Annotated in this window: 18 protein-coding genes; 11 read left to right on the top strand and 7 right to left on the bottom strand. The window is 63.1% G+C overall.

What is annotated here, in order from left to right:
* Position 1 precedes the first annotated feature (1 nt).
* The 8 genes from B0E42_RS18855 (at position 2) to B0E42_RS18820 (ending at position 11,638) form a co-directional block, all read left to right on the top strand.
* Complete coding sequence (locus tag B0E42_RS18855; RefSeq protein ID WP_014339082.1) at positions 2-946, top strand: DUF58 domain-containing protein; 945 nt, start codon at positions 2-4, stop codon at positions 944-946.
* Positions 943-1,437 (top strand): DUF4381 domain-containing protein, encoded by a 495-nt coding sequence (locus tag B0E42_RS18850; protein WP_046062756.1) that lies wholly within the window; start codon positions 943-945, stop codon positions 1,435-1,437. The genes B0E42_RS18855 and B0E42_RS18850 overlap by 4 nt, the downstream gene beginning before the upstream one ends.
* Positions 1,430-2,509: a VWA domain-containing protein gene (locus B0E42_RS18845; protein ID WP_077507024.1), complete on the top strand. Its 1,080-nt coding sequence runs from the start codon at positions 1,430-1,432 to the stop codon at positions 2,507-2,509. The genes B0E42_RS18850 and B0E42_RS18845 overlap by 8 nt, the downstream gene beginning before the upstream one ends.
* Positions 2,506-4,242, top strand: coding sequence for a tetratricopeptide repeat protein (locus tag B0E42_RS18840; protein ID WP_077507023.1), 1,737 nt, complete (start codon positions 2,506-2,508; stop codon positions 4,240-4,242). Before B0E42_RS18845 ends, B0E42_RS18840 begins: the two co-directional genes overlap by 4 nt.
* A complete protein-coding gene (locus tag B0E42_RS18835) occupies positions 4,239-5,876 on the top strand; it encodes a BatD family protein (RefSeq protein ID WP_077507022.1) in 1,638 nt (545 codons plus the stop codon). The genes B0E42_RS18840 and B0E42_RS18835 overlap by 4 nt, the downstream gene beginning before the upstream one ends.
* A gap of 280 nt (positions 5,877-6,156) precedes the next feature.
* Positions 6,157-7,401 carry an exonuclease SbcCD subunit D C-terminal domain-containing protein gene (locus tag B0E42_RS18830; RefSeq protein WP_077507021.1) on the top strand — a complete coding sequence of 415 codons (1,245 nt, stop codon included), beginning with the start codon at positions 6,157-6,159 and terminating at the stop codon, positions 7,399-7,401.
* Complete coding sequence (locus tag B0E42_RS18825) at positions 7,398-11,039, top strand: AAA family ATPase (protein WP_077507020.1); 3,642 nt, start codon at positions 7,398-7,400, stop codon at positions 11,037-11,039. Before B0E42_RS18830 ends, B0E42_RS18825 begins: the two co-directional genes overlap by 4 nt.
* On the top strand, positions 11,036-11,638 hold the full coding sequence (locus tag B0E42_RS18820; protein ID WP_077507019.1) for a glutathione S-transferase: 603 nt from the start codon (positions 11,036-11,038) through the stop codon (positions 11,636-11,638). The genes B0E42_RS18825 and B0E42_RS18820 overlap by 4 nt, the downstream gene beginning before the upstream one ends.
* A 147-nt stretch (positions 11,639-11,785) precedes the next feature.
* On the opposite strand, the gene B0E42_RS31525 is transcribed toward B0E42_RS18820, so the two are convergent.
* From B0E42_RS31525 to B0E42_RS18790, 7 genes are all read right to left on the bottom strand, one after another.
* A complete protein-coding gene (locus B0E42_RS31525; RefSeq protein WP_003180680.1) occupies positions 11,786-11,911 on the bottom strand; it encodes a hypothetical protein in 126 nt (41 codons plus the stop codon).
* A gap of 174 nt (positions 11,912-12,085) precedes the next feature.
* On the bottom strand, positions 12,086-12,265 hold the full coding sequence (locus B0E42_RS18815) for a hypothetical protein (protein ID WP_018611529.1): 180 nt from the start codon (positions 12,263-12,265) through the stop codon (positions 12,086-12,088).
* 156 nt (positions 12,266-12,421) lie between these two features.
* The gene (locus B0E42_RS18810; protein ID WP_077507018.1) at positions 12,422-13,597 is read right to left on the bottom strand and encodes a lactonase family protein; all 1,176 of its coding nucleotides are present in this window, start codon (positions 13,595-13,597) and stop codon (positions 12,422-12,424) included.
* Entirely contained in the window at positions 13,584-13,883 is a 300-nt protein-coding gene (locus B0E42_RS18805; protein WP_024617654.1) for a DUF5629 family protein, read from the bottom strand. Before B0E42_RS18805 ends, B0E42_RS18810 begins: the two co-directional genes overlap by 14 nt.
* A 208-nt stretch (positions 13,884-14,091) precedes the next feature.
* Positions 14,092-15,672 (bottom strand): aldehyde dehydrogenase (NADP(+)), encoded by a 1,581-nt coding sequence (locus B0E42_RS18800; protein ID WP_053180189.1) that lies wholly within the window; start codon positions 15,670-15,672, stop codon positions 14,092-14,094.
* 12 nt (positions 15,673-15,684) lie between these two features.
* Entirely contained in the window at positions 15,685-16,677 is a 993-nt protein-coding gene (gene araD1 / locus B0E42_RS18795; protein ID WP_077507016.1) for an AraD1 family protein, read from the bottom strand.
* 209 nt (positions 16,678-16,886) lie between these two features.
* Positions 16,887-18,209: an MFS transporter gene (locus B0E42_RS18790; protein WP_046062765.1), complete on the bottom strand. Its 1,323-nt coding sequence runs from the start codon at positions 18,207-18,209 to the stop codon at positions 16,887-16,889.
* Positions 18,210-18,402: 193 nt separating this feature from the next.
* Between B0E42_RS18790 and B0E42_RS18785 the strand changes: the two genes are divergently transcribed.
* The 3 genes from B0E42_RS18785 to B0E42_RS18775 all read left to right on the top strand — a co-directional run bounded on the left by B0E42_RS18785 (position 18,403) and on the right by B0E42_RS18775 (position 25,933).
* Positions 18,403-20,139 carry an IlvD/Edd family dehydratase gene (locus B0E42_RS18785; RefSeq protein WP_077507015.1) on the top strand — a complete coding sequence of 579 codons (1,737 nt, stop codon included), beginning with the start codon at positions 18,403-18,405 and terminating at the stop codon, positions 20,137-20,139.
* A gap of 272 nt (positions 20,140-20,411) precedes the next feature.
* Positions 20,412-21,137 carry a FadR/GntR family transcriptional regulator gene (locus tag B0E42_RS18780; protein WP_018605822.1) on the top strand — a complete coding sequence of 242 codons (726 nt, stop codon included), beginning with the start codon at positions 20,412-20,414 and terminating at the stop codon, positions 21,135-21,137.
* Between the two features lie 113 nt (positions 21,138-21,250).
* Positions 21,251-25,933: a dermonecrotic toxin domain-containing protein gene (locus B0E42_RS18775; protein WP_077507014.1), complete on the top strand. Its 4,683-nt coding sequence runs from the start codon at positions 21,251-21,253 to the stop codon at positions 25,931-25,933.
* The last annotated feature ends 153 nt before the right edge of the window (positions 25,934-26,086 follow it).

The raw sequence follows: 26,086 nt of genomic DNA, 5'->3' as shown, positions 1-26,086 counted from the left end.
CATGAATAACCCTCTGGCGCCCGCACCGGGCATCCGCGTCAGCCTTTCGGAGCTGATCGAGATGCGCCATCGCGTGCGCGAGGTGCAGTTATTCTCGACACCGGGACAGCGCAGTCCGCTGATCGGCCTGCATCACTCCAAGTTGCGCGGACGCGGGGTCGATTTCGACCAGGTGCGGGTCTACCAGGCCGGCGACGACGTACGCACCATCGACTGGCGCGTTACCGCCCGGACCCAGGAGCCCCACACCAAACTGTTCCACGAAGAACGCGAGCGACCGATCTTCATCATGATCGAGCAAAGCCACCGGCTGTTCTTCGGCTCGGGGCTGGTGTTCAAGTCAGTGCTCGCCGCCCAGGCCGCCAGCCTGATCGGCTGGGCCGCGCTGGGGCACAACGACCGGGTCGGCGGCCTGGTGTTCGGCAACAACACCCATTACGAGGTCAAGCCGCGGCGCAGCAAACAGAGCCTGCTGCAATTGCTCAACCGGCTGGTGCGGGTCAACCAGTCGCTGCACACCGAGGCCGAGCCGGACCGCGACTCGTTTGGCATCGCCCTGCGTCGGGCCCGGGAAGTGCTACGACCCGGCAGCCTGGTGATCGTGATTTGCGACGAGCGTGCGTTGTCCGACAGCGCCGAGCAGCAACTGAGCCTGCTGTCGCGCCATTGCGACCTGTTGCTGCTGCCGCTGTCGGACCCGCTGGATCACGCCCTGCCCGCCGCCGGCTTGCTGCGCTTCGCCCAGCGTGGCGCCCAACTGGAACTCGACACCCTGAATTTTGAACTGCGCCAGGCCTATCGCGCCCAGGCCGAAGCGCGCCAGGAGCGCTGGGAATTGCTGGCGCAGAAACTGCGAATCCTGATGATGCCCCTGAGCACCCAGGGCGACATGGTCGAGCAACTGCGCGAATACCTGAACCCCAAGCGGGCCGGAAAAAGCCGATGAGCAGCCTCGATCAATTACAGCCACTGATGGCCCCGCCTCCCATCGGCTTCTGGCCGCCCGCACCGGGCTGGTGGTTGCTGCTGGTCTTGATCCCCTTGCTGGGCCTGGGGCTGTGGCAATTGCGCCGGTTCATTCCCATCCAGCGCACCACCGCCCGCAGCGAACAACCCCTGGACCCGGTGCGCCTGGCCGCCCTGGCCGAACTCGCCCGGCTGCCCAAGCCCTACGACGGTGCACCGGCCGGTGCCTGGCTGCAACAGCTCAACGGGCTGCTCAAGCGCCTGTGCCGCAACCACTATCCTTACAGCCAGAGTCACACCCTCAACGGGCGCAAATGGCTGGCCTTCCTGGATAACCGTTGCCCGGCCGCCGGCCTGACGCGCTGGATGATATTGGTGGAAGGCGCCTACAAACCCGAATGCAAGCTCGATGACAAAGCCATCGCCGGCCTGACCCAAGCGGTCGAAATCTGGATTCGCAAACATGTTTGAGTTCGCCTGGCCGTGGGTTTTTGCCCTGTTGCCGCTGCCCTGGCTGATGCGCCTGGTGCTGCCGGCGGCCGACAGCGGCGAGCCGGCGCTCAAGGTCAGTTTCCTCGGGGACCTGGAAGGCCTGGTGGGCCGGCGAGCCCGGGCCAATCTGCCGACCTGGCGGCAACAGTCGCCCTTCATCCTGCTCTGGCTGCTGTTACTGATCGCCGCGGCCCGACCGCAGTGGTTGGGGGAACCGTTGCCCATCGCCGCCAGCGGCCGCGACCTGTTGGTGGCGGTGGATGTCTCGGGCTCCATGGACTTTCCCGACATGCACTGGAAGGACGAAGAAGTCAGTCGCCTTGCGCTGGTCCAGCACATGCTCGGGGACTTTCTCGAAGGCCGCGAAGGTGACCGGGTCGGCCTGATCCTGTTCGGCAGCCAGGCCTATCTGCAGGCACCGCTGACCTTCGACCGCCGCACCGTGCGCCATTGGCTCGATGAGGCGCGCATTGGCATCGCCGGCAAGAATACCGCCATCGGTGACGCCATCGGCCTGGCCCTCAAGCGCCTGCGCCAGCGGCCGGCCCACAGCCGCGTGTTGATCCTGGTCACCGACGGCGCCAACAACGGCGGCGAAATCGACCCACTGACCGCCGCGCGACTGGCCGCCGACGAAGGCGTGAAAATCTACCCGATCGGCATCGGTGCCGATCCGGAACAGAGCGGCACGGCGGGCTTTCTCGGCGTCAACCCGAGCCTGGACCTGGACGAGGCGGCCCTCAAGGACATTGCCCAGGCCACGGGCGGTCGTTATTTTCGTGCCCAGGATGGTGAGCAATTGCTGGCGATCAAGACCACCCTCGACCAGCTCGAACCGGTGACCCAGCAACCGACCCAGGCGCGCCCTGCCCAGGCGCTGTATCACTGGCCCCTGGCCGTTGCACTGCTGTTGAGCATGTTGCTGGTGGCCCGCGCGCGCTGGCCGGACAATCCGTTGCAGCGCCTGTTCAACCAGCCGCTGTTCCAGCAGGCCCAACACACCGAGTGGCGCCAGCGGCTCAAGCGCCTGCGCTTGCGGAGGCGTCGATGATCGCCCTCTGGCCACACTGGCTGCGCCCCTGGTTCGTGTTGCTGCTGCCGTTGCTGGGCTGGTTGCTCTGGCAACTGTGGCATCGACAGAAACGCGTGGGCCGTTGGCAGATGATCTTGCCGCCGGCCTTTCATGCCATGCTGCTCAGTGGCGGCAGTGGCCGTGAAAGCCGGCTGCCGTGGATTGCCCTGGGCCTGGGTTGGCTGTTGATCGTGCTGGCGTTGCTGGGACCGAGCTGGGCGCGGGTCGAACAGACCAGCCAGAAACCCGCCGACCCGCTGGTGGTGGTGCTGGAACTCACCCCGGAAATGCTCGCCACCGATGTTCCGCCGACGCGCCTGGAACAGGCCCGGCGCAAGCTGCTGGACCTGTTGCAGAACCGCAGCGATGCCCAGACCGCGATCATCGTCTATGCCGGCAGCGCCCATACGCTGGTGCCGCTGTCCGACGACCTGGCCACCAGCGCCAACCTGCTCGAAGCCCTCGCGCCGTCGATCATGCCCCAAGGCGGCCATCGCGCCGACCTGGCCGTCCACAAGGCCATGGCCCTGCTGGACCAAGGCGAACTCGGCCACGGTCGAATCCTGCTGATCGGTTCGTCGTTGAATGAACAGGAACGCCAAGGCATCCGCCAGATCCTCGACGGATCCGCCACGCAATGGCTGATGCTGGGTATCGGGACCCGCGAAGGCGCCCCGGTTGCCCAGGAAGATGGCAGTTACCTCAAGGATGCCCAGGGCGCGATCCTGGTGCCACGCCTGGACAGCCCGGGCCTCAAGGCCTTCGCCAATGAGTTGGATGGCCGCTACCGGCCAGCGCGGCTGGACGACAGCGACCTGCGCGGCCTGGGCCTGCTGGCCGGCCCTCGCCACTTGCGCAGCGACGGACAAACCTTGCGCCTGGACACTTGGGCCGACCAAGGCTATTGGCTGCTCCTGCCCCTGTTGCTGCTGGCCGCCTGCGCCGGGCGGCGAGGCTGGCTGTTTTGCCTGCCGCTGCTGTTCGTGCTGCCGCAAACCGGCCATGCCTTCGAGTTCCAGGACCTGTGGTTGCGCGCCGACCAACAAGGCCAGCACTTGCTCAAGCAGAAGCGTCCCGCCGAGGCAGCCACCCATTTCGAGGACAGCCAGTGGCAAGGTGTTGCCCTGTACGAAGCCGGCCAATACAGCGAAGCTGCCCGGCGTTTCGCCGAAGGCAACGACGCCCGCGCGCACTACAATCGTGGCAATGCCCTGGCCCGCAGCGGTGAGCTGGAAGCCGCACTGGATGCCTACGAACAAGCCCTGGAGTTACAGCCCGACCTGCGCCCAGCCCAAACCAACAAGACCTTGGTACAGAGCCTGTTGAACGAGCAGACACCACCGGCGCAGGAGCCCAAGCCCACCGAAAGCGAGGAACCGGGCCCCACCGAACAAGCACCGGATGCCGATTCACCCAGCCAGTCTTCCGAACCGGGCCAGCCATCCGCCGAGGCAACTGCGACGCCGGACGAATCCCAGCCTCCACGGACGGCACAACCGCCCACCGCCCAGGATGTGCCGGGCAGCGAGCTGCCGGACGAGCAGACCACCACCCCGCCGCTGCGTCCCGCCGCCGGCCAGCGCAATGAAGAAGAACAGCGCCAGGCAACGGAACAATGGCTGCGCCAGATCCCGGATAATCCGGGCGAGTTGCTCAGGCGTAAATTCTGGTATGAACAGCAAAGCCATCAGGCCCAGGGAAAAACCCAATGACCCGCTTCACCGCCTACCTCCTCGTCTTGCTGCTCTGGGCCTCTGGGACCCAGGCTGCACAGCTGACTGCCAGTGTGGATCGCAGCCGCCTGAACTCTGGAGAAACGGTGGAACTGACCCTGGAATCCAACGACGCCACCTTGTTCGGCAAACCTGACCTCGGCCCGCTCCAGGCCTTGTTCGATGTGCGCGGCACCCGCCAGGTCAACCAGTTGACGACCCTCGACGGTGAGAACCGCGCCACCACCCGCTGGATCGTGACCCTGCTGCCGCGCCGAAGCGGCACCGTGGTCATTCCGTCGCTGCAACTGGGCGAAGTAACCAGCCAGCCGATTACCCTGCAAGTGATCGAAAGCGAGACCCGCAACGCCTCGGAGCCCCTGGCGGCGGTGTTCATCGAGGCCAGCCTCGACCAGACCGAAGTGTATGTTCAGGCCCAGGCGATCCTGACCCTGCGTATCTACCATTCGGTGTCGCTGTACGACGACAGCAGCCTGACGCCGCTGCACATCCCCGATGCCCGCACCGAACAGCTGGGCGAATCGCGCACCTATGAAAAAGTCATCAACGATGTGCGCCATGGCGTGATCGAACTGCGGTATGGCATCTACCCACAGCGCAGTGGCGAGCTGATGATCCCAGCCCAGGCATTCAGCGCCACCCTGGTCGAGCCGGTGGCCCAGGACGCCGTCCCTTCGGGCCCCAAACCCGGCCAATTGATGCGGGTCAGCTCCGAGCAACTGCTGCTGAGCGTCAAACCCAAGCCTGCCAGCTACCCGGCCGACGTACCCTGGCTGCCCGCACGCAGCCTGTCCTTGAGCGAAAGCTGGAGCCCGGAACCGACCCACAGCCAGGTCGGCGATTCCCTGACCCGCAGCCTGACCCTGGAAGCCGAAGGCCTGGCCAGCGCCCAGTTGCCACCGCTGCCGGCCACCGAGATCAATGGCTTGCGACGTTACCCGGACCAACCGGTACTCAGCAGCCGCAGCAGTGAGCGCGGGCTGGTGGGCAGCCGCGAAGACCGCGAGGCGCTGGTGCCAAACCGCAGCGGGACCATCGAGCTGCCACCGGTGGAAGTGGTCTGGTGGAACACCCTGGAAGATCACCTGGACCGCACCAGCCTTCCGGCGCGGACCCTGCAGGTGGCGAACAATCCGAGCCTGATGGTGGATACGCCGGCCGGCACGACGCAGATTGTCACGACGGTCGACAGCGAGACCCTATGGTACTGGCAACTGAGCACCTTCCTCCTCGCCTGCACGACACTGCTCGGCTTTGGCTTGTGGTGGCGTGCCCGTTGGCAACCAGCGATCCTGCGCTCGACCCAGGCCGGACCGAGCCCGCGCACCCTGCTGGACGACCTCAAGCGCGCCTGCCTGGCCAACGACTCCCACGCCACCCGCCAGGCCCTCGACGCCTGGGCCCGCCAGCAGCCGGAAACCCTGGCCGACATGGCGGCGCGCTTCGTGCCGCTGTCCGACGCCCTGGACGGCCTCAACGGCGCGCTCTACAGCGAGACCGGCCAGCACTGGCAGGGAGAGGACTTGTGGCGGGCCATCCGCACCATCCCGCCCACCGAAGCGGGGTTGGGCTCGGCGGGTGATTCGGGGTTGCCGCCGCTTTACCCCAAATAAACCCGCTTTTTTTCGTAACCTTTATGGCGAGGGGATTTAGGTGGGAGCGAAACGGGTGGGAGCAAGGCTTGCCCGCGATGCAGGCGATGCGGTCCCTCAGAAATCGAGTCGCCTTCATCGCGGGCAAGCCTTGCTCCCACATAAATCTCCTTGCCACAGGATCGGTGCTCATGGATCCAACGAAGTTGAACAAGTCCTCCCCCCGGTTTCCCAGTAAACTCTCCCTCTTTTAGCCGCCCTTCTCTTCACCGCGGCCATCATCTGTTTTCTGGAGTTTGCCTTGCGTCTGTTTCACACCTCCGACTGGCACCTGGGGCAAAACCTGCACGGCCAGGAACGCGATTTCGAACACGCCTGTTTCCTCGACTGGCTGCTGCGTCAACTGACCCACGAAAAGCCCGACGTGCTGCTGATCGCCGGCGACATCTTCGACACCGTCAACCCGCCGGTCAAAGCCCAGGAGCGGCTGTACGATTTCATCGTCAGCGCCCATGAACAAAACGCCAACCTGACCATCGTGATGATCGCCGGCAACCACGACTCCGGCTCGCGTATCGAACTGCCTGCGCCGCTGATGCGACGCCTGCGCACCCATGCCCTGGGCCGGGTGCTGTGGCTGGACGACGGCCAACTGGATGTCGAGCGCCTGCTGTTGCCGTTGCCCGATGCCAAAGGCAAGGTCAAGGCGTGGTGCCTGGCCCTGCCGTTCCTGCGCCCTGCCGAAGTCACCGGTGCGCAACTGGGCGACGACTACCTGCGAGGCATCGGCCAAGTGCATGAGTGGCTGATCGCCGCGGCCAACAGCAAGCGCAAGAAAGGCCAGGCGCTGATCGCCATCAGTCATGCGCACATGGCCGGCGGTTCGGTGTCCGAGGATTCCGAACGCAGCCTGATCATCGGCAACGCCGAGGCCCTGCCCGCCAGCCTGTTCGGCCCGAGCATCAGCTATGTCGCCCTCGGCCATTTGCACAAGCCGCAGAAGGTCAACGGTGAAGAGCGTATCCGCTACAGCGGCTCGCCGATCCCGCTGTCATTTTCGGAGATCGGCTATCAGCATCAGATCCTCGACATCACCCTGGACGGCGAGGCCCTGGTCAAGGTCGAGCCGCGCCTGATCCCACGGGCCGTCAACCTGCAACGCCTGGGCCCGGCGCCACTGGCCGATCTCCTGGGGCAACTCAAGGAACTGCCCGACATCGACCTGTTGGCCGATGTCCAGCGCCAACCCTGGCTGGAAGTACGGGTGCGCCTCGACGAACCGCAGCCCGACCTGCGTCACCAGGTTGAAACCGCACTGCAAGGCAAGGCCGTACGCCTGGTGCGGATCGGCGCCGAGTACGCCGGCAACGGGGGCGCCGGCAGTGCCGATGACGGCAGCGCGCTGGTGGAGCTGGATCAACTCAGCCCGCAGGAGTTGTTCAGCCGCGCCTGGCAGGACACCTACGGCAACGAAGTGGACGAACAGACCCTCAAGGACTTTGCCGTGCTGTTGCAAGACGTGCAGATGGAGAGCGAGCAGCCATGAAGATCCTCGCGATCCGCCTCAAGAACCTGGCGTCCCTGGCCGGACCTTTCGAAATCGATTTCACCGCCGAACCCTTGGCCAGCGCCGGGCTGTTCGCCATTACCGGCCCCACCGGCGCCGGCAAGAGCACGTTGCTCGACGCCTTGTGCCTGGCGCTGTTTGGCGCCGTGCCGCGCCTCAATAACACCGGACGCGACGCCAAGGTGCCGGACGTCGATGGCGAGATTGCCACGGGCGATCCGCGCACGTTGTTGCGCCGTGGCACCGGCGACGGTTATGCCGAAGTGGATTTTCGCGGCATCGACGGACGCCGCTATCGGGCCCGTTGGGAAGCCAATCGCGCCAGGGAAAAGGCCGGCGGCAAGTTGCAAGCCAGCCGCCAGAGCCTGCGGGACCTGGACAACGATCAACTGCTGGCGAGCCAGAAAGGCGAATACAAGACCCAGCTCGAAGCGGCCCTGGGCCTGAACTTCGAACAGTTCACCCGTGCCGTGCTGCTGGCCCAGAGCGAGTTCAGCGCGTTCCTCAAGGCCGATGACAACGATCGCAGCGAACTGTTGGAAAAACTCACCGACACTGCCCTGTATACCCGCCTCGGCCGCCGCGCCTTCGACAAGGCCAAGCAAGCCAAGGACAGCCACCGGCAGTTGCAGGACCAGGCCACCGGTGTCACGCCACTGGCCCCCGAGGCCCGGGCCGAGCTGGACCAGCGTTTCAACGACGCCCAGCAATTACTCAAGGCCCAACAGGCGCAACTCAAGCAACTGGAGCAGCAGCACACCTGGCTGCGCGACCTGGGCCTGTTGCAGGATGAACACGCCAGCGCCGCCGAACAGCTGCAACAGGCCCAGGCCGATTGGAACGCCCTGGCCGACGAACGCCTGAAACTGGTCCGCCTGGAACAACTGGCGCCCCAACGCCATCAGTTCATCCGCCAGGCCGAACTGAGCCGACAGCTCGACCCATTGGCCGCGCAGATCCAGCAGCTTACCCAGCAGCAGCTCAATCTCCATGACCAGCAGGCCGAACTGGAAAAAAGCCTGGGCGCCGCGCAACTGGCGCTGGCTGCGGCCCGGCAACACAGCAGCGACAGCGCGCCGTTGCTGCGCCAGGCCTTTGAAGAGCAAAGCACCCTGGCCCGCCTCGCCAGGGACGCCAGCCAGGGCGCCGAGCGCCAGGAACAGGCGCAACAGGCCTGCACCGAAGGCCAGCGCACCATCGATACCTTGCTCGAACAGCAAAAGCTGGTGGCCGAGCGCTTGCAGCGCATCGCCGGGGAGCTTGAGCAAAGCACGCACCTGGCACCGCTGAGCGATGCCTGGAACGCCTATCGCGATCGCCTCCAACAACTGATGCTGATCGGCAATCGCCTGAACCAGGGCCAGGCCGAACTCGCCACGCTGGAACAAGGCGCCACCCGCGCCGCCGAGGAACTGGCCAGCCGCCGGCAAGACCTCGAAGTGCTCTACAAGGAAGCCGGCGCCGAGCCGGAGGCTGTGGCCGAACAGATCCAGTTGCTCGGCACCTTGCTGCAAGACAACCGCAAGCAATTGCGCGCCTTCGAAGACCTGACCCGGCTGTGGGCCAGTCAGCAAGAGCTGGACAAACGTGGCGCCGAGCTTGAACAACGCCAGCAACGAGCGTTGCAGGAACGCGACCGGCTGGTGCGTGAAGGCGGCGAAGCCAAGGCCGAACTGACCATTGCCGAACAGACCCTGACCGTTACCCGCGAGCTGCTGGAGCGCCAGCGCCTGGCCCGCAGCGAAAGCGTCGAGCAACTGCGCGCACAGTTGCAGGCTGAACAGCCCTGCCCCGTGTGCGGCAGCGTCGAGCATCCTTATCATCAGCCCGAAGCCCTGCTGGAAAACCTCGGGCGCTTCGATGAAACCGAAGAGGCCAACGCCCGCAAGGCCGTCGACCTGCTCAATGAAAAAGTCATCGACCTGCGGGCGCAATACAGCGGAGTCATCGCCCAGCTCAAGGAACTCAAACAGCAGCAGGAACAGCTTGCCAGCCAGCAACAGAGCCTGACGCCCAGCCTTGAAGCCCACCCGTTGTCGGCGCAACTGCTGACCCAGGACGCGAACAAGCGCGACGCCTGGCTGACCCAGCAAAACAGCCAACTGAACCTGCGCATCAGCCAGGACGAACAACGGCAAACCGCCCTGCTGACCCTGCAGCAAGACGCCGCGCGCATCGCACAGCGGCTACGTGAAGCCGAGGCAGCCAGCCAACAGGCGTCACAGCACCTGGGCAACCAGCAGCAGGAGCTGGCCCGCGACCGCCAGCGCCTGGACGAGGAGCTGAGCCACTTCAGCACCCTGCTACCCGCTGACACCCTACAGGCCTTGCGCAGCGAGCCCGCCGCAACCTTCCTGCAACTGGACCGGCAGATCGCCCAGCGCCTGGAGCAACTGGAACAGCAGCGCGACGAACTGGGCGAACAGCTCCAGCGCCAGCAGACCCTGGAGAAAGAGCAGGACCGCCAGCAGACCCGCCTCCAGCAACTGGAAGCGGCCCGCCTGCAATTCAGCGCCCTGAGCGAGCAACAACAGGCCTGCCAGGAGAAACTCACGCAACTGCTCGGCGAGCACACCAGCGCCGAACAGTGGCAGCAACAACTCGACCAGCGCCTGGAACAGACGCGGGATGCCGAGGCGACGGCCAATCAGCAGTTGCAGCAATTGCGCAACGACCTGGTGCAACTGGCCGCCGAACTCAAGGCCCGCCAGGAACAGGCGCAATCCCTGGACCACGAACGCCAGGCGCTGGCCGCCGGTATCGCGCAATGGCGCACCACCCATCCGGAACTGGACGATGCCGCCCTCGAGGCCCTGCTCGGCCTGGACGACCACCACGTCAGCCAGTTGCGCCAGCGCTTGCTCAATAGCGAAAAAGCCATCGAGCAGGCCCGCGTCCTGCTCACCGAACGCGAGCAGCGCCTGCAAAACCATCAGGCCCAACACAACGGCAACCTGGCGCCCGAGCAACTCGCCCAAGCCCTCACCGAACTGCAAGGCCAATTCGCCGCCAGCGAACAGCACTGCGCCGAACTGCGTGCCGAACAGGCCGAGGACCAGCGCCGGCAGAACGCCAACCAGGCCCTGGCCCAGCAGATCGAACAGGCCTACGCCGAATACCAGCGCTGGGCACGCCTCGATGCCCTGATCGGTTCGGCCACCGGCGACCGCTTCCGCAAGCTGGCCCAGGCCTACAACCTCGACTTGCTGGTGCACCACGCCAATGCCCAACTGCGGCAACTGGTACGCCGCTACCGGCTCAAGCGCGGCGGCAGCATGCTCGGGCTGCTGGTGATGGACACGGAAATGGGCGATGAACTGCGCTCGGTGCATTCGTTGTCCGGCGGCGAAACCTTCCTGGTTTCCCTCGCCCTGGCATTGGGCCTGGCCTCGATGGCGTCCAGCACACTGAAGATCGAATCGCTGTTCATCGACGAAGGCTTCGGCAGCCTCGACCCCGAGTCGCTGCAACTGGCGATGGACGCCCTCGACGGCTTGCAGGCCCAGGGCCGCAAGGTCGCGGTGATTTCCCACGTGCAGGAAATGCACGAGCGGATTCCGGTGCAGATCCAGGTGCGTCGCCAGGGCAACGGCTTGAGCACAGTGGAGGTTAAATGAGCCACGCCACGCTCTATTCCTTCCGCCGCTGTCCCTATGCGATGCGGGCGCGCATGGCCTTGCGCTACAGCGCGGTCGAGGTGGCGATTGTCGAAGTCAGCCTGAAGGCCAAGCCAACCGAGATGCTCGCACTCTCCAGCAAAGGCACGGTGCCGGTGCTGCAGGTCGATGGCCGGGTGATCGATGAAAGCCTGGAGATCATGAACTGGGCCTTGGCCCGGCACGATCCGCAAGACTGGAGGCTACGGGACAACCCCGAAGGCCAGGCGCTGACGGCGGCGTTGATCGAGGAAAACGACCAGGTGTTCAAGCTGCACTTGAATCGCTACAAATACCCCGAACGCCATCCCGAATGCCCGAAGGAACATTACCGTAGCGAGGGTGAAAGCTTTCTGCGCAAGCTGGAGGCCCTGCTTGAAACCCGGCCGTTCCTGGCGGCGCATCACCCGAGCCTGGCCGACGTGGCAGTGATGCCCTTCATACGCCAGTTCGCCCACGTTGATCGCGAGTGGTTTGCCCAGGCGCCCTACCCTCGGCTACAGGACTGGTTGCAGAGGTTTCTGGATGGCGAGCTGTTCGTGGCGATCATGGCCAAGTAACCATTTGCACCCACCCCTGTGGCGAGGGGATTTCTGTGGGAGCAAGGCTTGCCCGCGATACAGGCGACTCGATTTCTGAAGGACCGCATCACCTTCATCGCGGGCAAGCCTTGCTCCCACAAAATATCAATAACTGGCCTGAGCCGATCAGTCACTCAGCAAGCTCAACAATCGCTCACGCGCCACTTCCAACTCGCCGGAATCCGGCTGGGCCGCGGAGACAATCGGGGTGGAATAGAGGAACAGCAGCATCACTGCCAGACGCATCGCCATGGTGTCGATCCTTATCGGTAAAGGAGTCAATTTGTCAGCGTCAAATTTAAACACATGGCCAAGTGATATTACAGCAGGATTTCTCTGGAAACGACGAAGCCTGCGATCTTTTCTCTTTCACCTGATATTCAGTGAAGATGAAAAGATCGCAGGCTTCAGTTGTTGCGCGATCGTTCAGTGTTGGGTCTTGTGGTCCAACGCCGCATAGAAGTTGGCGCTTTGTTGCAGGTATTTCTCGGTGTAGCTCTGGGTGCGATTTTTCTTGTCGCTGATCTCGATGCTGGCACTGGCTGGCAATGCCACCGTGGCGGAGATGGCGGAAGCGGCGATCACGGAGAAGAGATTCAGGTTCATGGCGGTAGACCTCGGATTCAGTTGGCTGACTTGCCCGGTGGGGCCGTGAAGCAAACTTACGCGCCGAGGCGTCCTGCGTTGAAATGCTTTGCATCACTTGCGAATATCAGTCCCGTTGATACAACGGCGCAGGCCCCGAAAAACGGGGCCTGCGGTCTATTGACGGACCATGAACTTCAAATCGCTGGGCGCATCCATCGGCATTTTCTGCACGGTTTTACCCAGCAGGCCGGTCTTCGGATCGCGCTCGAGCACCACGATCTGGTTGCTCTTCTGGTTGGCAATCAGCAGGAATTTCCCGCTCGGGTCGAGGCTGAATTCCCGTGGATGATCGCCTTCGACCGAGCGCCGCTGCAGCTCTTTGAGCGTGCCAGCGGCCGGGTCGATGGCGAACACCAGCACTTCGTTGGTGGTGCCACGGTTGCTGACGTAGAGGAACTTGCCATCCCTGGAAGCATGCAACGCTGCCGCCGCTTTACCCGGCTGGGGCTTTGCCTCGACCAGATCGACCAACTGGCGCGGCGTCAGGCGGCCGTCCTGGTAATCGAATACCGCGACCTGAGCGGTCATCTCCATCGTCAACCAGGCGTGCCTGCCATCACCACTGAACAACAGATGGCGCGGCCCGCTGCCCGGCGGCAGTTGCACGAATGGCGGATCGGCAGGGGTCAACGGCAGTTCGGGGTTGGCCTTGGGGTCGTAGCGGTAGACAAACACCTTGTCCGCCCCCAGGTCATTGGCGAACACGTATTTGCCGTCCGGTGACGGCACCGCGGAATGCACATGAGCGGATTTCTGCCGCTCGGGATTGACCCGACTCGGCTGATGGCTACCCGACTGGACCACCGGCGCCAGCTTGCCGTCCGGCCCCACCGGCAACACCACCAAGGTGCCGCCCGGGTTTTCCAGGACGGAATAGTTACTGACCAACAAATGCTGACCATCGTGGCTCAAGCTTGAATGGGTCGGCTCGTTGCCCAGGGACTGCACCTGGTTGATCAGGCTCAGTTCATGGGTCTTCGGGTCAATGGCGTAGCTGCTGACCTTGCCCACCGGGTCTTTCTGGCCCGGTCCGTTTTCGTTGACCACGAACAGCCGGCTCATGTCCTTGGTAAGGGTCAGCCATGAAGGGTTTTCAGTCTTGATCACTTGCAACGGGTTGGCATCGAGCTGGCCGGTACGACTGTCGAACTGCAACCGGTAGATGCCTTGGCTCTGCCCGGCGGTGTAGGAGCCCACCAGCAGTTGATGGCGTTCTTCAGTGTCCGCCTGGACGCCCATGGCGCCCAGGCTGCCGGCCATCAACAACGGCCAGAGACTACGCATTTTCATCTTCTTCGTCGTCCTCATCGTCGTGGCCGCTGGTGGCTTCCACGCACTCCAAGTGGTGATCGCCCGAATCGCTGGTGATGATCCAGTGGTTCAGGGTTTTATCGAAGGTCGCGGCCTGCATCTGCGCCGGCGTGAAACGCCAGTGCTCAAGGGTGCGGCCGTTCATGCACTCGACGTGCAACTGGTCCTGCTCGTCGAGGGAGAAATCGAACGCGTGCAGCCCATCGATAATCAGCATGTCGCAGGATTCGAGGGCGTGCAGCAGGGTGTCGGTTACGGCAGTCATGGCGATCAGTCGTTCATTGGGAAAGTCATCATGATAACCCAATGTGGGCGTGGGCCTTGGGCCATAAGGTTCGAAAGCCATTTCGACTGGTAGATCGCCTTCGCGAGCAAGCCCGCTCCCACATGGGAACGCATTCCAATGTGGGAGCGGGCTTGCTCGCGAAGAGGCCGGCACATCCAACTTGAATGTAACAACCTCACCGCAACCCTCAGAGCGCCTCGCGCCCCGGCACGCCATCCACCAACCGCAGGATCCCCAGCGGGTTGGCATTCTTCAACGGCTCGGGCAACAGGCTGTCCGGGTAGTTCTGGAAGCACACCGGACGCAGGAAGCGATCGATCGCCAGGGTGCCCACCGACGTACCACGGGCATCGGACGTCGCCGGGTAAGGCCCGCCGTGCACCATCGAATCACACACCTCCACCCCGGTCGGGTAACCGTTGAGCAGGATGCGGCCAACCTTCTGCTCCAGCAGCGGCGTCAGTTCGCTGAAGCGTTCGAAGTCCGCCGGCTCGCCGATCATCGTTGCCGTCAGTTGACCGTGCAGGCCGCTCAGCGCGGCGGTCAGTTGCGCCTGGTCCGCGACTTCGACAAACACCGTGGTCGGGCCGAACACTTCTTCTTGCAGCACCTCGTCACCGTTGATCAGCAGGCTGGCGTCGGCCTTGAACAACTGCGGCTGGGCCTGGTTGCCCTGCTGTTCGCGCCCGGCCAGGTGTTCGATGCCCGGGTGAGCCAGCAGCTTCTGCAGGCCGTTGCCGTAGCTTTGCAGCGTGCCGGCGTTGAGCATGGTCTGGGGTGCCTGGTCGCCGATCAACGCGGCCACCTGCTGGGTGAAAGCGGTGAACTGCGCCGAACGAATGCCGATCACCAGGCCAGGATTGGTACAGAACTGACCGCAACCCTGCACCACCGAGGCGGTCAGGTCACGCGCGACGCTCTCGGCGCGGGTCTCCAGCGCTTGGGGCAAGACGATTACCGGGTTGATGCTCGACATCTCGGCGAACACCGGGATCGGCTGCGGCCGTGCGGCGGCCATGTCGCACAGGGCGCGCCCGCCCTTGAGGGAACCGGTGAAGCCCACGGCCTGGATCGCCGGATGCTTGACCAGCCATTCGCCAACGCCACCACCGTAGATCATGTTGAACACACCCGCCGGCATCGCGGTCTTTTCAGCCGCGCGGATGATCGCATCGGCCACGTGCTCGGCGGTCGCCATGTGGCCACTGTGGGCCTTGAACACCACCGGGCAACCGGCCGCCAGGGCTGAAGCCGTGTCGCCACCGGCGGTGGAAAATGCCAGGGGGAAGTTACTGGCGCCGAACACCGCCACCGGCCCCAGGCCAATGCGGTACTGACGCAGGTCCGGACGCGGCAACGGCGCGCGCTCAGGCAACGCCCGGTCGATGCGCGCACCGTAGAAATCGCCACGACGCAGGACCTTGGCGAACAGGCGCATCTGGCCGCTGGTGCGACCGCGCTCGCCCTGGATCCGTGCCGCCGGCAGCGCGGTTTCACGGCAGACCACGGCCACGAACGCATCGCCCAAGGCGTCCAGCTCATCGGCAATGGCCTCGAGGAACTCGGCCCGGCGCACCGCACTCAGGCTGCGGTAGGCGGGATAAGCCGCCGCGGCAGCCTTGGCGGCGGCGTCGACTTCTTCTGCCGTGGCCTGGACGAAGTCATGGGGCAAGGCTTCGCCGGTGCTGGCGTCGACGCTCTGCAGGCGAGTCTGGCCGGCGGCGCTGCGCGCCCCGCCGATGTAGTTGTGGCCAAGGATCTGGTTCATCGCAAGTCTCCTTTAAAGTGTGCCGATAGTACCCGGGTTGAACACCGCGTCCACCGGGGCAATGCCGTTGACCAGCGGCGCGCCGAATTCAGCCTGGCTGATTTCGAACACATCCCCCGGCTGCGTGCGGATGCCATCGGCGAACGACAGGGTCGCGGTGCCGAAGAAGTGAACGTGGACATCCCCCGGGCGCAGGAACTGACTGTACTTGAAATGGTGGAATTCCAGGTTTTCGAGGCTGTGGCACATGTTCGCCTCGCCGCTGAGGAATTCGTTCTGCCACAGCACTTCGCCGTTGCGCAGGATACGACTGGTCCCGGACAGATGTTGAGGCAGTTCACCCACGCGAAGTTCCGGGCCAAAACTGCAACTGCGCAATTTCGAATGGGCCAGGTACAGGTAATTCTTGCGCTCCATCACGTGGTCGGAAAACTCGTTGCCCACGGCAAAGCCCAGGCGATAAGGCTTGCCGTCGTGGCCGATGACATACAGGCCGCTGATTTCCGGCTCTTCGCCAGCGTCTTCGGCAAAGGGCGGCAGCGGGAACGGATGGCCCGGGCGGACCACAATGCTGCCGTCGCCCTTGTAGAACCATTCCGGTTGCACACCAGCCTGCCCGGCCTGGGGCTTGCCGCCCTCCACGCCCCACTTGAAGATGCGCATGGTGTCGGTCATGGCCGCTTCGTCACCGGCCTGCTGGTGCATCTTGTCCCGGGCCGAGGCACTGCCCAGGTGAGTCAGGCCAGTGCCGCTGACCAACAGGTGCGCCGGGTCCGGGTGGTCCAGCGGCGACAGGATGCGCAGGTCACCGAGCAACCGGACGTAGTCATGGCTCGTCCCCAGGCCCAGGCTATTGACCTGTTGCTCAAGCTTCACGCCCGCTTCGATAGCCGCCAGAGCCAGGTCGCGCACGGTGCGAGCGCCCTGCACTTCGCGCACCTGATCGCCCTCGACCACACCGACGCGGCGTTCGCCGTTTGGCAATTCGAACTGAACTAAACGCATATCTTTCTCCTTGTAAGCAAAACTTGAATAGGCGTAGCAGGCTTTTGTTGTGTAGGAGCTGCAGAAGGCTGCGATCTTTTGATCTTTCGCTCAGGACTCAATTGTCTGGAACAAGATCGCAGCCTCGTTGCACTCGACAGCTCCTACACGCAGTCGAGCGGGAGCAAGCTCCCTCGCCACAAAAGCTCTCTTCCACAATTGCAATAAGTTCAGGTACGCGTCGCCCCGCGGGCGCTGGCGGCGAACTGGTCCGCCGGCAACACATGCTTGCGCTCCAGCAGGCGATAGACCACGCCGGTCAACACCAGGCCGAACACCATCACACAGGACAGGAAATACAACCCCGAGGCCAGGTTGCCGGTGTACTCCTTCAGCGCGCCGATCACGAACGGGCCGATGTAGCCGCCCAGATTGCCCACCGAGTTGATCAACGCGATACCCGCCGCCGCACTGGCGCCGGCAAAGAAACGCCCCGGCAAGGTCCAGAACACCGCCGTGCAGGAAAACAGCGCGAACGCCACCAGGCACAGCGCCGCCAATTGCAACACCGGCACCGACAACCAGGCGCTGAGGAACAGACCGATGGCGCCCAGCACGTACAACACCGCCAGGTGACCGTAGCGGTCGTTCAAGCGGTCGGAGCTGCGGGGAATGATCAGCAAACCGATGATGCCGAAGATGTACGGCACCGACGACACGAAACCAGTCACCAGGTCGCTGCCGCCGAACTGCTTGATCAGCGTCGGCAACCACAGGCCCAGGCCGTAGATGCTCAAGGTCACCGGCAGGTAGAACAGCGCCAGCAGCAAGACACGCTTGTCCTTGAGGGCATGCAGCGGATTGCCGTGGCGGGTCTGGCCGTATTCCTGCAGGTCTTTTTTCAGTTCACCGGTCAGCCAGTCCTTCTCGGCCTGGTCCATCCATTTCACCTGTTGCGGGCCGTCCGGCAAGTAACGCAACACCGGCCAGGTCAACAGCACCGCCGGCAGGCCGATGACGATGAACAGCCACTGCCAGCCGTGCAGGCCAAGGATCCCGTCCATGCCCAGCAAGCCGCCGGACACCGGGCCGGTGATCATCATCGCGATGGGTTGGGACAGAATGAACAGGCCCAGGATCTTGCCGCGATGGCGCACCGGGAACCACTGGGTGATGTAGTACAGCACGCCCGGGAAGAACCCGGCTTCGGCCGCGCCCAGCAGAAAGCGCATCACATAGAAGCTATGCGGGCCTTGTACGAACGCCATGCCGATGGTGATCGCGCCCCAGGTGATCATGATCCGGGCGAACCAGCGCCGGGCACCGAAGCGCTCCAGCATCAGGTTGCTGGGGATCTCCAGCAGGAAGTAACCGATGAAAAACAGCCCGGCACCCAGGCCGTAGGCGGCGTCGCCGATACCGAGGTCGGCACCCATGTGCAACTTGGCAAAGCCCACCGCAGAGCGGTCCACGTAGGCGATCAGGTACAGCAGGATCAGGAAGGGAATCAGTTTCAGCGTGATGCGACGTATAAGCCGCAATTCCTGGCTCATGGGACCGGTCTCCGATTGTTGTTGTTATGGAACCTCGGGGGATTTCTCTCGCGAATGACCGCCAGGACAATCCCTCCATTGAATCGGACTATATAGTAATACTATTTACCCAACAACACTTCCAAACCGCACAAATAGCGCTTATTTTACCCTTCAGCTAGAACAATATAGTCATACAATAAGAGAATCGATCATGTCTGATAAGAAACCCTTCCTGCGCTCGGCCCAATGGTTTGGCACCGCCGACAAAAACGGCTTCATGTACCGCAGCTGGATGAAAAATCAGGGCATCGCCGACCATCACTTCCACGGCAAGCCGATCATCGGCATCTGCAACACCTGGTCGGAGCTGACGCCGTGCAACGCGCACTTCCGGCAAATCGCCGAACACGTCAAGCGCGGTGTGATCGAGGCCGGGGGCTTCCCGGTGGAATTCCCGGTGTTCTCCAACGGCGAGTCGAACCTGCGCCCCACCGCCATGCTGACCCGCAACCTGGCGAGCATGGACGTGGAAGAGGCGATTCGCGGCAACCCGATTGACGGCGTAGTGCTGCTCACCGGCTGCGACAAGACCACCCCCGCCCTGCTGATGGGCGCCGCCAGTTGTGACGTACCGGCCATCGTTGTTACCGGCGGGCCGATGCTCAACGGCAAGCACAAAGGCCAGGACATTGGCTCCGGCACCGTGGTCTGGCAATTGAGTGAACAGGTCAAGGCCGGCACCATCACCCTCGACGATTTCCTTGCGGCCGAGGGCGGCATGTCCCGCTCGGCCGGCACCTGCAACACCATGGGCACGGCCTCGACCATGGCCTGCATGGCCGAAGCCCTCGGCACCTCCCTGCCGCACAACGCGGCGATTCCGGCCGTGGACGCGCGGCGCTATGTGCTGGCCCACATGTCCGGCATGCGCGCCGTGGAAATGGTCCGTGAAGACCTGAAACTGTCGAAGATCCTTACCAAGGAAGCGTTCGAAAACGCCATCCGCGTCAATGCGGCCATCGGCGGTTCGACCAACGCGGTGATCCACCTCAAGGCCATTGCCGGGCGCATCGGCGTGCAACTGGACCTGGACGACTGGACCCGCATCGGGCGCGGCATGCCGACCATCGTCGACCTGCAGCCATCCGGACGCTTCTTGATGGAAGAGTTCTACTACGCCGGCGGCCTGCCTGCCGTGCTGCGGCGTCTCGGCGAAGCCAACCTGATTCCCCATCCGAACGCCTTGACCGTCAACGGCAAGAGCCTCGGCGAAAACACCAAGGACGCGCCGATCTACGGCCAGGACGAAGTCATTCGCACCCTGGACAACCCGATCCGCGCCGACGGCGGTATCTGCGTGCTGCGCGGCAACCTGGCGCCACTGGGCGCGGTGCTCAAGCCGTCCGCCGCCACCGCCGAACTGATGCAGCATCGCGGTCGCGCGGTGGTGTTCGAGAACTTCGACGAGTACAAGGCACGGATCAACGACCCGGAACTGGACGTCGACGCCAACTCGATCCTGGTGATGAAAAACTGCGGGCCGAAGGGTTATCCGGGCATGGCCGAAGTCGGCAACATGGGCTTGCCCGCCAAGCTGCTGGCCCAGGGCGTGACGGACATGGTGCGGATTTCCGATGCACGCATGAGCGGCACCGCCTACGGCACGGTGGTCCTGCACGTGGCACCGGAAGCCGCCGCCGGCGGCCCCCTGGCGGCGGTGAAGGAAGGCGACTGGATCGAACTCGATTGCGCCAGCGGCCGCCTGCACCTGGACATCCCGGACGCCGAACTCGCCGCGCGCCTGGCCGACCTGCCGCCACCGCAGAACCTGTTGGTGGGCGGTTATCGCCAGTTGTACATCGAGCACGTGCTGCAAGCGGACCAGGGCTGCGACTTCGACTTCCTGGTCGGCTGCCGCGGCGCCGAGGTGCCACGCCACTCCCACTGATCCACCCATCCCCTGTGGCATCCCCCTGTGGGATGCAAGCTTTTGTGGGAGCTGAGCTTGCTCGCGATAGCGGTGTAACAGACAACAGAGATGTTGACTGGAAGGACCTCATCGCGAGCAAGCTCAGCTCCCACAAAAAGCTCACTCCCACAATGGGTCTGTATCTCCCACAATGGGTCTGTATCTAAATCAAAAATCGCACTAGCGACCCGCCATCGCCGCGCCTGCTATCATGCGCAGCACTCCCCTCGCACAGGATCGCGCCGCGTCCCATGGATTACCGTAAACCTTCCGACCGCAAAAGCATGCACGCGCGCATCGTCCAGGAACTGGGCATGCAGATCGTTTCCGGGCGCTTCAAACCGGACGATAAACTGCCCGCCGAAGCCCTGTTGTGCGAAGAGTACGCGGTCAGCCGCCCAGTGCTGCGCGAAGCCACCCGGGTGCTGGTCGCCAAGGGCCTGGTGTATTCGCGCCCGCGCGTGGGCACGGTGGTCAAGGCCCGGCGGGAATGGCACATGCTCGATCCGGATGTGCTGCATTGGCTGATGCAGAGCAGCCCGCAGAATGAGTTCTTCAACCTGCTGACCAGCGTGCGCAGCATCATCGAGCCGGCCGCCGCCGCCCTCGCCGCACAGTTCGCCAACGAGGCCGACATCGCGTCCATCCGCGAGGCCTACCAACGCATGGAAGCGGCACCGACCCCCGAGGCCGTGCTGCAACCGGACCTGGACTTCCACAGCCGCATCGCCGACGCCACCCACAACGACCTGCTCGCCAACCTCTGCAACATGTTGTCGGTGGCCATCGCCGAGGCGCTCAAGCATTCCAACCAGCGGCCCAACCTGCATGAGCTGGCGATGCCACGCCACAAGGCGATCCTCACCGCCATCGAGAACCGCGACGCCCTCGGTGCCCGCCATGCCACGCTGGTGCAACTGGACGATGCCCGCAGCGCGCTGAATGTGGTGCTGGGCAGCGATCCCGACCAGGCCTGACATAACGCAGGCCCAACGGGTGGTATCTATATACCGCCCGCAGAGCAAGGAAATCCCGACACTTGACTCTCGCCGTCATCCCGACGGCCATGAGTTCAGGAAAAGGACTTCTTATGACCTCGCCCACACCGGCCGACACCCCCTCCGAGTTGGCACAAAACGTCAGCCAGCAATTCGCCAGCCGCCCGACCTTCGAGCAGGTCGCGCAACAAATGCTTGAACAAGCCATCACGGCAAAATACCCCTCGCTGACCATCGACCTCTCCAAGACCCAATTGGCAACGCCGAATGCAGCCGTTCACGCCTGGAACTTCCAACCCTTCATGCCCCTCGTGCTTGACTACCTGGCCCTCGACACACCCGTGGATTTCAGTTCACGGGGTCATCTTGACTGTTATCTTTCCGACTCGATTCCACACCGCCTTTGGTCAGGCGATGAAAAGCTGGACATGCAGGTCATCAAAAAGCTGTTGCTTGAACTGCCCTGGACCCTACCGATCGGGCTGGAGGATGCGCTGACCCGCTATTGGAACACCGACATCAGCACCCACGCCCAAACCGACACCCGTACCAGCCGCTGGCAATGGCTCAGCGACACCCTCAAAAACCTGCTGCATATCCGTGGGCTGCAACAGCCAGGCCTCACGGAACCAGCACGCGAGACCCTGGAGCAGATCGTCCGCTGGCCGGACCGTGAGCAACGCTTCAGCCGCAATACGCCCCCCGTCTACGCCTACAGCCTGGAAAGTACCGTCACCCAGGGCACCTCCAGCACCGTACTGCCCAGCAACGAGATCCTCCTGCTTCATTACACACGCTACGGGCTCATCATTCTGCTTTGCAGCCCCGGCAGCGCCGTGCAGTCCTTCGCATCGATGGACGCCTTCAATCGCCATTGGGGCGAACGGATCGCCAGCCGCTACATTGTCGACACCGTCACCTGCCAACGCTACGAGATCGGCGGCAATGCCTTCGACACCCAGGCCGCCCTGATATTGGAGCAGCAATTGGCCGACCTGAAGGCGGTGCAATTGCCCTCCCGAATTGGCCTGCAAAACCTCAAGACGCTCTACAACGAGTTAAGCGACCCGGCCCGCTCTCTGCGCGACGCGCCAGGCCTCACGCCTGAAACATCGACACGACTCGAGCCGCTACTGCCCGAATGGTTGAAACAGGCGTCCCTGGCCGATCAAACAAGGTTCCAGCGCTACAGCCTGGCGCTGGCCAGTGCCAAGAAACGCGATCAAGGGCGAACCTCTCTCAGTGACCTCAAGACTTTTACGGCTGACGCTTTACTCACGCTGATGAGCAAAACCAATGACAGCAGCCCGGCCAAGGCTCCCCCCAGCCAGTTCCAACCCGACGATGTGACGCTGGTTTTCACCGTCTCCGCGGGGTATCCGGGGACCGTCGGCATCAGTGAGAAAAGAACGATGAGCCTGACTCAGCTGGCCATCGACAATCTCGTTGCACGCCCCAGTGGGCACCTGACACTCAGCCATCGCCTGGGCCTGGCGTTGCCTGCCTGGTTAACGCCGGACTTCATTACCCGCAAGGACGGGCTGATCGAACAGGCGGACATCGGCATGACCTATCCGCGTTATCTGCAACAGGAACTGTTGAGCGACTCGCCTCAAGCGCAGGAATACCAGCGAATGTTTGCCGAACAGCTCCCGGCGCAGTTGCCGCTTGAGGCACTGCAGCAAACGCTCAACGACGAAAACGGCATGACCCGCCAAGGGCTGCGTCTCATTGAGGCCCTGCTGCAACCCGACACGGCTGGTCGGCAGGTTGACGGCCGCCCCGTGGTCATTCGACACCTGGCCTTCCTGCGCAAGCCCCTGGCCCGGCCCGACATCGTGACCAACATGTTCATCGTCGAGGCACAGGACGTCGAAACGGGTCCACACCTTTTGTATCGCCCCCTGTACGCGCCGTCGCTGCTGGCGTTCCCGACGCGCCAGGCCCTGTTGCAGGCCGTCGCCGCCAAAGGGGATTTGCAAGACAGCATCCTGACCTGGATGTCCGACAGCGCACGCCCGGTGTATGCCAATGGTGGTTTCGCGGAGCCACACATTGTGCGTTTTTTCCAGGGTGACGAATTCAATCGTCCCGAAAAACCCGCTCCGGCGACACTCGCCACCCATGGCGCCAACGACGAACTGCTGCAATACCTGCACAAAGGCGAACTGATGCAGTACCTCTATGGCTGCAACGCCCAAGCGCTGGTCACCCAGGCCGACCGCCATTCAGTTTCCAACAGCGAAAGCCGCTGGGCGGTGTTTCTCCAGGGCGGCAGCCTGCTGTTCAATACGCTGCTGTTTCCGTTGCTGCGTGGCCCGGCCATGACCGTCGCCTGGCTATGGAGCCTGATGGCCAGCGCCAGTCATGATATCCCGGCCCTGAGCAGTGAAGATCCGACGACACGGGAACTCGCCGCCGTCGACTTGCTGGTCAACCTTGCCATGCTGGTGAGCCAATTTCCCTCCGCCCGTGCGCCCTCTCGTGCATCCGTGCCCACATCGGTCAAGGAACAAGCGATGCGCTCCCCCGCACCGCGTGTTGTCGAGCAGCAGTGGCCCGCACCCGCCTCGCCGAGAATCTTGGAAGGGTCCGTTGCCTTGCCTGGCGAACAATCCGAAGTCGCCAGCAGGACCCTCGATCTCAGGTACTCCACTCCCCGTTTCAATTTGACGCCAGAGCAACGCACCCGCATAAGGCGCATGCAGGTACTGCGCCCTGCGTCACTGCCTGAGCCGATTCAATATGGTCCTTTCAAGGGCTTGTACGTGATCGGCAACAAATGGCACGTATTCATGCAAGACAGCCTGTATCAGGTCAGCCCGGATCCGGACGGCAGCACCACGATTGTCGATCCGCTCGACCCCGCACGAACGGGTCCTGCGCTGCAATCAGACATTGACGGTAACTGGTCTATGGACCTGCGTTTACGCCTGCTGGGAGGCTCTCCCCCCAAACGCGTGGCGGACCAGCGTCGTCTCAATGCCCAAAGAGCCGCCGATTTGACCGGTGAGTTAACGGAATACCTCTCCCAGGAGTCCGGACGGGGAAAAGCCCTGGACATCGCCCAGCAAGTGATGACGAGGCTCGAAGAAGCAAGCGCTTATACCGAGGAGCAGCGCGCACCCAAACGAAAGGTGTTTTATGACCTGCTCAACGAGCAGACCGACATCTATTTGAAACTGCTGGACAGTGCGCCCGAACGCGCAAGGCTGGGCATTGGTTTGCCTTCCGCAAGCGTCCGCGGGCTGATGGAGAATGTCGTCAACAATGCCCGCAAGGCCTTCCTGATGGTGGAAATGGATCAACGGGCCCTCAATACCGCTCACCCGCAGTTTTTCGGAACGTTTGTGGAAGAAGACGTGGCTCGCGACATGCAGCGCTACGTGGTGTTCCTCGAAGCCATGAGCGACATCAATGATCGCGCCATCCATTGGCTGCAACTCAAGGATGAGTACCTGGAGAAGCTATTGAACCTGGATTCGGTGGGGGCCCAAGCGTTCGACCGCCTGACCCGCGGCCGTCCGCAGAATGAAAGGAATGTCATAGGCACCAAGGCCCTGCAGTTGGCCGCCCTGCCGATACTGGCCATCAAACACCCGGAAACCGACTTGCCCGATAGCCTGTATCGCATTGTCAAGCCATTGGCCGAGCAAGTACGCTCCCACGCCGACCTGCAACTGTACGACCTGAGCGCCTCTGAGCAGCTTGAGGTACTGACCAGCCTGACCGAGCATTATGGCGAAGCCCTCGACGCCTTGCAGGGCATGAAAACCCTTTATGCCGACGATATCAACGACGCCTATTTCGAGAAGCTGACCACGCTGCTTGACAGCCTGTACCAGGATGCGTCCGGCAAACTGGCGGCAGAAGTCAAACCCGAACCGACACCGCGCAAGCGCGCGCCCAAACGTCCCAAAGCACCTTCCGGAAGCCCTCAGAAAAAGGTGATCAAGACCCGAAGGAGTGGCGTTCTGATTGGTGACCTGAAACCTGCCGGCACCTCCTTGCCGATTGAAGTCGTCGAGTTGCGCTCCCAAGTCGACGATCAGGTGCTGTCCACCTATTCGCGTCACGACGACGTCTGGGACGTTGTCGACGTACGCCGACCGGCTCGAGCCCCCAGGACCCGATCGGTCAACGCGATCAAGGGCGATGCGCGAACACTGCTGGAGGAGCTGGAAGAACGTCTTCGCCGCGCTGAAAGCTATAAAAAGCGTTGCCGTCATCCTCAGGAAATCGAAGAGATCATGAACAATGAGGCCAGTCGCTTCCGTACGCTTTCTGAAGAACTCGACAGGGCCTTCTCAGCCTCACAAACGCCACGCACGCCGGCCGATCAAGCGCTGGGCAGGCAGTTGACCGAGGCCATTTCCAGACTGACGTCCAGGGGCAGCGCCCTGCGTGTCGAATTGAGCCTGCACCTGCCGCCCACCGACGGCAACCTCCAGTACCTGTTCGAACAGAACCTGATACAAGTCGCGCGACTGGGTGAGCGCAAAGCGTTGAAAGGCGCCCGCAAGGACTTCCTCCAGGAATATGCCATCAACAACCGTGACGGCTTCCCCCTCTGGTACGCGCATTTTCACTACGAAAAAATCGATACGCCGAAAGCCGACTACAGCGTCGCCCACCTGAAAACCAAGGCACAACGCCGGGAAGACTATCACTCGCTGCTCGCCAAGGCGGATAGCCCCTACGCGGTGGTGAATGTGCATCGAGGGAACATCGGCAAGCTCATGGCGCAGAGCAAGTTCTTGCCGTTGGCGACCTGATGACAACGCAAGCGTAAGGGTTGTGATGCCGCTCACCCAAGGCGGGGTCATTCATTGTGGCGAGGAATGATCAGCGTCTGAGCACCAGAAAAACCTGTGGGAGCGAGCTTGCTCGCGATTACGCACTGACATTCAACACCGTCATTGACTGTC

Source organism: Pseudomonas sp. A25(2017), from assembly GCF_002001065.1.
In the GTDB taxonomy this organism is placed as follows: Bacteria; Pseudomonadota; Gammaproteobacteria; order Pseudomonadales; family Pseudomonadaceae; genus Aquipseudomonas; species Aquipseudomonas kilonensis.
This window is presented reverse-complemented; position numbering and strand designations above follow the sequence as displayed.

Coding starts and splice junctions, on each gene's coding strand:
- B0E42_RS18810 (WP_077507018.1), bottom strand. CDS start 13,597: ATGAAAATGCGTAGTCTCTGGCCGTTGTTGATGGCCGGCAGCCTGGGC.
- B0E42_RS18855 (WP_014339082.1), top strand. CDS start 2: ATGAATAACCCTCTGGCGCCCGCACCGGGCATCCGCGTCAGCCTTTCG.
- B0E42_RS18805 (WP_024617654.1), bottom strand. CDS start 13,883: ATGACTGCCGTAACCGACACCCTGCTGCACGCCCTCGAATCCTGCGAC.
- B0E42_RS18780 (WP_018605822.1), top strand. CDS start 20,412: ATGGATTACCGTAAACCTTCCGACCGCAAAAGCATGCACGCGCGCATC.
- B0E42_RS18845 (WP_077507024.1), top strand. CDS start 1,430: ATGTTTGAGTTCGCCTGGCCGTGGGTTTTTGCCCTGTTGCCGCTGCCC.
- B0E42_RS18785 (WP_077507015.1), top strand. CDS start 18,403: ATGTCTGATAAGAAACCCTTCCTGCGCTCGGCCCAATGGTTTGGCACC.
- B0E42_RS18840 (WP_077507023.1), top strand. CDS start 2,506: ATGATCGCCCTCTGGCCACACTGGCTGCGCCCCTGGTTCGTGTTGCTG.
- B0E42_RS18815 (WP_018611529.1), bottom strand. CDS start 12,265: ATGAACCTGAATCTCTTCTCCGTGATCGCCGCTTCCGCCATCTCCGCC.
- B0E42_RS18825 (WP_077507020.1), top strand. CDS start 7,398: ATGAAGATCCTCGCGATCCGCCTCAAGAACCTGGCGTCCCTGGCCGGA.
- B0E42_RS18790 (WP_046062765.1), bottom strand. CDS start 18,209: ATGAGCCAGGAATTGCGGCTTATACGTCGCATCACGCTGAAACTGATT.
- B0E42_RS18775 (WP_077507014.1), top strand. CDS start 21,251: ATGACCTCGCCCACACCGGCCGACACCCCCTCCGAGTTGGCACAAAAC.
- B0E42_RS31525 (WP_003180680.1), bottom strand. CDS start 11,911: ATGGCGATGCGTCTGGCAGTGATGCTGCTGTTCCTCTATTCCACCCCG.
- B0E42_RS18820 (WP_077507019.1), top strand. CDS start 11,036: ATGAGCCACGCCACGCTCTATTCCTTCCGCCGCTGTCCCTATGCGATG.
- B0E42_RS18835 (WP_077507022.1), top strand. CDS start 4,239: ATGACCCGCTTCACCGCCTACCTCCTCGTCTTGCTGCTCTGGGCCTCT.
- B0E42_RS18800 (WP_053180189.1), bottom strand. CDS start 15,672: ATGAACCAGATCCTTGGCCACAACTACATCGGCGGGGCGCGCAGCGCC.
- B0E42_RS18850 (WP_046062756.1), top strand. CDS start 943: ATGAGCAGCCTCGATCAATTACAGCCACTGATGGCCCCGCCTCCCATC.
- araD1 (WP_077507016.1), bottom strand. CDS start 16,677: ATGCGTTTAGTTCAGTTCGAATTGCCAAACGGCGAACGCCGCGTCGGT.